General features: G+C 60.1%; 5 protein-coding genes and 1 pseudogene. 5 read left to right on the forward strand and 1 reads right to left on the reverse strand.

Annotation, left to right across the window (positions count from 1 at the left end):
• The 3 genes and pseudogenes from WCA53_RS21775 to moaE all read left to right on the forward strand — a co-directional run.
• Positions 1-337: pseudogene (locus tag WCA53_RS21775) on the forward strand (molybdopterin molybdenumtransferase MoeA); the annotation flags it as partial.
• Between the two features lie 8 nt (positions 338-345).
• Positions 346-603, forward strand: coding sequence for a molybdopterin converting factor subunit 1 (moaD, locus tag WCA53_RS21780; RefSeq protein ID WP_423915519.1), 258 nt, complete (start codon positions 346-348; stop codon positions 601-603).
• A 1-nt stretch (position 604) separates the two neighbouring features.
• Positions 605-1,060, forward strand: a complete 456-nt coding sequence (gene moaE, locus WCA53_RS21785; RefSeq protein ID WP_423915521.1) for a molybdopterin synthase catalytic subunit MoaE — start codon at positions 605-607, stop codon at positions 1,058-1,060.
• A 22-nt stretch (positions 1,061-1,082) separates the two neighbouring features.
• Here the strand turns inward: moaE and WCA53_RS21790 are convergent, their stop codons facing one another.
• Positions 1,083-1,559 (reverse strand): group III truncated hemoglobin, encoded by a 477-nt coding sequence (locus WCA53_RS21790; protein ID WP_423915524.1) that lies wholly within the window; start codon positions 1,557-1,559, stop codon positions 1,083-1,085.
• Positions 1,560-1,873: 314 nt separating this feature from the next.
• On the opposite strand from WCA53_RS21790, the gene WCA53_RS21795 reads away from it, so the two are divergent.
• Together WCA53_RS21795 and clpB are read left to right on the forward strand one after the other, a co-directional pair.
• A complete protein-coding gene (locus tag WCA53_RS21795) occupies positions 1,874-2,368 on the forward strand; it encodes an Rrf2 family transcriptional regulator (protein ID WP_423915527.1) in 495 nt (164 codons plus the stop codon).
• Between the two features lie 226 nt (positions 2,369-2,594).
• Positions 2,595-4,865, forward strand: a 2,271-nt coding sequence (clpB, locus tag WCA53_RS21800; protein WP_423915529.1) for an ATP-dependent chaperone ClpB, incomplete at its 3' end; no start/stop codon positions are given.

Below are 4,865 nucleotides of genomic sequence, written 5' to 3' on the forward strand. Positions count from 1 at the left end.
GTTCTTTATCGGCTTGCCGGGTAATCCGGTGTCGAGTTTCTGCACCTTCCTGCTGTTTGTGCGGCCGTTCATCCTCCGGTTGGCGGGTGTCAACGCCGTCGAACCGCGCGTGTATGCCATGCGTGCCGATTTCACACAGAATAAAGGCGACCGGCGCAATGAATTCCTGCGCGCGCGCTTGAACGACCAGGGCGGTCTCGATGTGTTTGACAACCAGAGTTCGGCTGTCATGACATCGACCGTGTGGGGCGATGGGCTCATCGACAACCCGCCGGATAACGTCATCCGGGCCGGGGACGTGGTGCGCTTCATCCCGTTTTCCGAATTGACGCGTTGAAGGCAGCTATGAAAGTGGAACTGAGGTTTTTTGCGAGCGTGCGTGAAGCGCTGGGGGTATCGAACGAGAGCGTGGACGTGCCCGATGGCGTTGCGAATATCGGCGATGTCCGCGCGTGGCTGCGTGCGCGCGGCGGCGCATGGGCGGACACGCTCGCCGAGGGGCGGTCGTTGCGAATGGCGTGCAATCACGAGATGACCGACGCGTCGCGGCGCATTACGGAAGGCTGCGAGGTTGCGTTCTTCCCGCCTGTCACGGGCGGCTGACATGACCCGAGTGCGCGTGCAGGAAGCCGATTTTGATATCAGCGCGGAAGTTGCTGCTTTACGTGCCGATAACCCGAAAGTGGGCGCGGTGGCGTGCTTCATTGGGACGGTGCGCGACTTGAACGAAGGCCGTGCCGTCGAGACGATGGAACTTGAGCACTATCCCGGCATGACCGAGAAATCGCTTCGGAAAATAGCGGAAGATGCGCGCGAGCGCTGGCCGGGCTCCGACGTGCTGATCGTGCACCGGGTGGGCAAGTTGTTGCCGCTCGACCAGATCGTGCTGGTTGCGACGACCGCGGCGCATCGTGGGGAAGCGTTCGAATCGTGTGCCTTCGTGATGGATTACCTGAAAACTCAGGCGCCGTTCTGGAAGAAGGAAAAGACGGGCGATGGCGAGAAGTGGGTCGACGCGCGTGAATCGGATAGTGCCGCCGTGGAGCGGTGGTCGCCATGATGTGACTCAGGGGCGGGACGTCCTAAGCGCCCCCGTTTGCACCCCTGCGCATTTCCTGTAGCTTGGCGAGCAAACTCAATTGGGCCTCGGGAATCGTGTAATTCCATCCAAACTTGCTCAACTGGAGGCTTTGCGCAATGCGCAGGGCGGGCTCCATGAACCGGACGGCGGCCGCCGGTTCGTAGCGAGCCTGGACGGTATCGAGAAAGAGCGCTAGCCAGCGGGCAAAATGTTGCGGTTCAATATCGCCGAGCGGACGGTGTACTTCCTGAACGTTGCCACGGTAATTCTTCGACCCGAGTACAAGACTCGACCAGAACGTCGTCATTTTGGCGAGATGCTCGTCCCAACGGCCAGTCAGTTCGCGCTCGAAAATCGGGCGCAGCAGGATATCGTCATCAACCCGCGCGTAAAATGCCTCGACCAGCGCCCGGATGTTGCGCTCATCGGGCTCCGCCGAACGATTCGACGACGAAAATTCTGCACTGGCTTCTGTCATGACAATAAGATCGCAAAGTTGAAGTGGCGCAGGAGGTGTCGAAAAGCATCGAACAGCCCACGAAGGTGGCCAACATTTTGACGGTCGATGATTAAAACTCGAATCTGCCGCAAAATAGCATGATCAAATGGAACGCAGTCCTATCAGGCTTGGGGTCCACGGTCTGCAATGATAATCGACATCCGCAACGCTCGCCGCTGGCGGGGCTTGCGGAACCAGGCTCGTAAAATAAAAACGCCGCTACGCATCCGTGCAACCAGGCAATCCTCCTGCCGTCACACGATGCGACCCATGCGGCTTCACGTGACGGACACATGCGACTGACCGACTACACTGATTATTCCCTGCGCGTCATGCTGTATCTGGCCGTCCAGCCGGAAGGCCTCACGACTATCCAGGAAATCTCCGACGCCTACGGCATTTCTAAAAGCCACCTGATGAAAGTGGTGCAGCGCCTCGGCGAGCTAGGCTGGGTGGAAACCGTGCGTGGCCGCAACGGCGGGCTGAAGCTCGATAGACGCACGCTGTCGGTGACGATCGGCGAAGTCGCGCGCAAGATGGAGTGCGACTTTTCGATCGTAGGCTGTTTCGCGGACGCGAGCGATGCCCATCGCCATTGCGTGATCCAGTCGCATTGCCGCCTGAAAGGCGTATTCGCGGCCGCCCGGGACGCGTTCCTGGCTGAACTCGACCGGCATACCATCGGCGAGCTTGCTTCACCCACGGTCGAACTTGCCGCATTGCTCGGGATCGTGCGCTTCACGCCAGCAGCGCCAGCAGCGCCAGCGCCGGTGAGCGCTGCCGCATAAGTCGAAAAAACAGCACATGAGTCGCAAAAACGCTGGCCTGGTCGCGCGGCGCGGTGCTATTAAAGCCTCAGGCCACGCGCTCTTGACGTGCATCAATTCGCCCGCGCGCTGCGCGCCCACACTTCGAGGGTTAGCGCAGAAAAATGGGCATCTCGTGCTCCGCGACGCTTGAAAGTGTCGGATCACGCCTCATTTTGAATACATCCCGAATCGGAGGTCTCTCAATATGAGAATCGACAAGCTAACGACGAAGTTCCAGGAAGCACTCGCCGACGCGCAAAGTCTCGCGGTCGGCAATGACAATCAATATATCGAACCCATTCACCTGCTTGCGGCGCTGATCGCGCAACAAGACGGTTCGGCGCGCTCGCTGCTGTCGCAGGCGGGCGTGCAGGTCCAGGCCTTGCAAACTGCGCTTAAAGACGCCATGACGCGCCTGCCGCAAGTTCAGGGCACCGACGGCAACGTGCAGGTCAGCCGCGATCTCGCCGGCTTGCTCAACAGCGCCGACAAGGAAGCGCAAAAGCTCAACGACACCTACGTCGCGAGCGAAATGTATCTTCTCGCGATTGCCGACGACAAAGGCGAAGCGGGCCGTATCGCCAAGCAGCACGGCTTGACGCGCAAAGCGCTCGAAGCCGCGATCAACGCAGTGCGCGGCGGCGCCGAGGTCCATAGCCAGGACGCGGAAAGCCAGCGCGGCGCGCTGAAAAAGTACACCGTCGACCTGACCGAGCGCGCACGCGCCGGCAAGCTCGACCCGGTCATTGGCCGCGACGACGAAATTCGCCGCTCCATCCAGATCCTGCAACGCCGTACGAAAAACAACCCTGTGCTGATCGGCGAGCCGGGCGTGGGCAAGACGGCGATTGTCGAAGGCCTCGCGCAGCGGATCGTCAACGGCGAAGTGCCGGAATCGCTGAAAAGCAAGCGCGTCCTCTCGCTCGACATGGCCGCGTTGCTGGCCGGCGCGAAGTATCGCGGCGAGTTCGAGGAACGGTTGAAAGCGGTTCTCAACGACATCGCGAAGGACGAAGGCCAGACCATCGTCTTTATCGACGAGATCCACACCATGGTCGGCGCGGGTAAGGCCGAAGGCGCAATGGACGCCGGCAACATGCTCAAGCCCGCGCTTTCGCGTGGCGAGCTGCATTGCATCGGCGCTACGACGCTGGACGAATATCGCAAGTACATCGAGAAGGATGCGGCGCTCGAGCGGCGGTTCCAGAAGGTGCTGATCGACGAGCCTTCGGTTGAAGCGACTATCGCGATCCTGCGTGGCTTGCAGGAAAAGTACGAGCTGCACCACGGCGTGGAGATCACCGATCCGGCTATCGTCGCGGCGGCCGAGTTGTCGCATCGCTATATCACGGACCGGTTTCTGCCGGACAAGGCCATCGACCTGATTGATGAAGCGGCGTCGAAGGTCAAGATGGAAATCGATTCGAAGCCTGAAGAAATGGATCGGCTGGATCGTCGCCTTATTCAGTTGAAGATCGAGCGCGAAGCCGTCAAGAAGGAAAAGGATGAGGCGTCGCAGAAGCGCTTACAGCTGATCGAGGAGGAAATTGAGCGGCTGAACCGTGACTATTCCGATCTCGAGGAAATCTGGATGGCGGAGAAAGCCGCCGTGCAGGGCAGCGCGACGTTGAAGGAAGAAATCGAAAAGGCCCGTGCGGATATGGTGCGTCTGCAACGCGAAGGCAAACTCGAAAAGGTCGCCGAATTGCAGTACGGCAAGCTGCCGGAACTCGAAGCGCGATTGAAGCAAGTTACGCAGGCCGAAACAGCGGAGCAAAGCAACCCGACGCGTCCGCGTCTTTTGCGCACGCAAGTGGGCGCCGAGGAAATCGCGGAAGTAGTGTCGCGCTCCACGGGTATTCCTGTCTCGCGGATGATGCAGGGCGAGCGCGAGAAGCTGTTGCAGATCGAAGCGAAGCTGCATGACCGCGTGGTCGGGCAGGACGAGGCGATTGGCGCGGTGGCCGATGCAATCCGTCGTTCGCGCGCAGGTCTGTCCGATCCGAACCGGCCGTATGGTTCGTTCCTGTTCCTCGGGCCGACAGGCGTGGGCAAGACTGAGTTATGCAAGGCACTCGCGGCGTTCCTGTTCGATTCGGAGGATCACTTGATCCGTATCGACATGAGCGAGTTCATGGAGAAACACAGTGTCGCGCGGTTGATCGGCGCGCCTCCAGGATATGTGGGCTATGAAGAGGGCGGGTATTTGACCGAACTCGTGCGTCGCAAGCCGTATAGCGTGATCCTGCTCGATGAAGTCGAGAAGGCGCATCCGGATGTGTTCAACGTGCTGCTGCAAGTGCTCGACGACGGCCGCATGACCGATGGCCAGGGGCGCACCGTGGACTTCAAGAACACGGTGATCGTGATGACGTCGAATCTCGGCTCGCAGACCATTCAGGCGATGGTCGGAGAATCGCACGAAGCGATCAAGGACGCGGTCTGGGGAGAAGTGAAGCTGCATTTCCGGCCGGAG

The sequence above is a fragment of the Caballeronia sp. genome, from assembly GCF_049581465.1.
GTDB lineage: Bacteria > Pseudomonadota > Gammaproteobacteria > Burkholderiales > Burkholderiaceae > Caballeronia.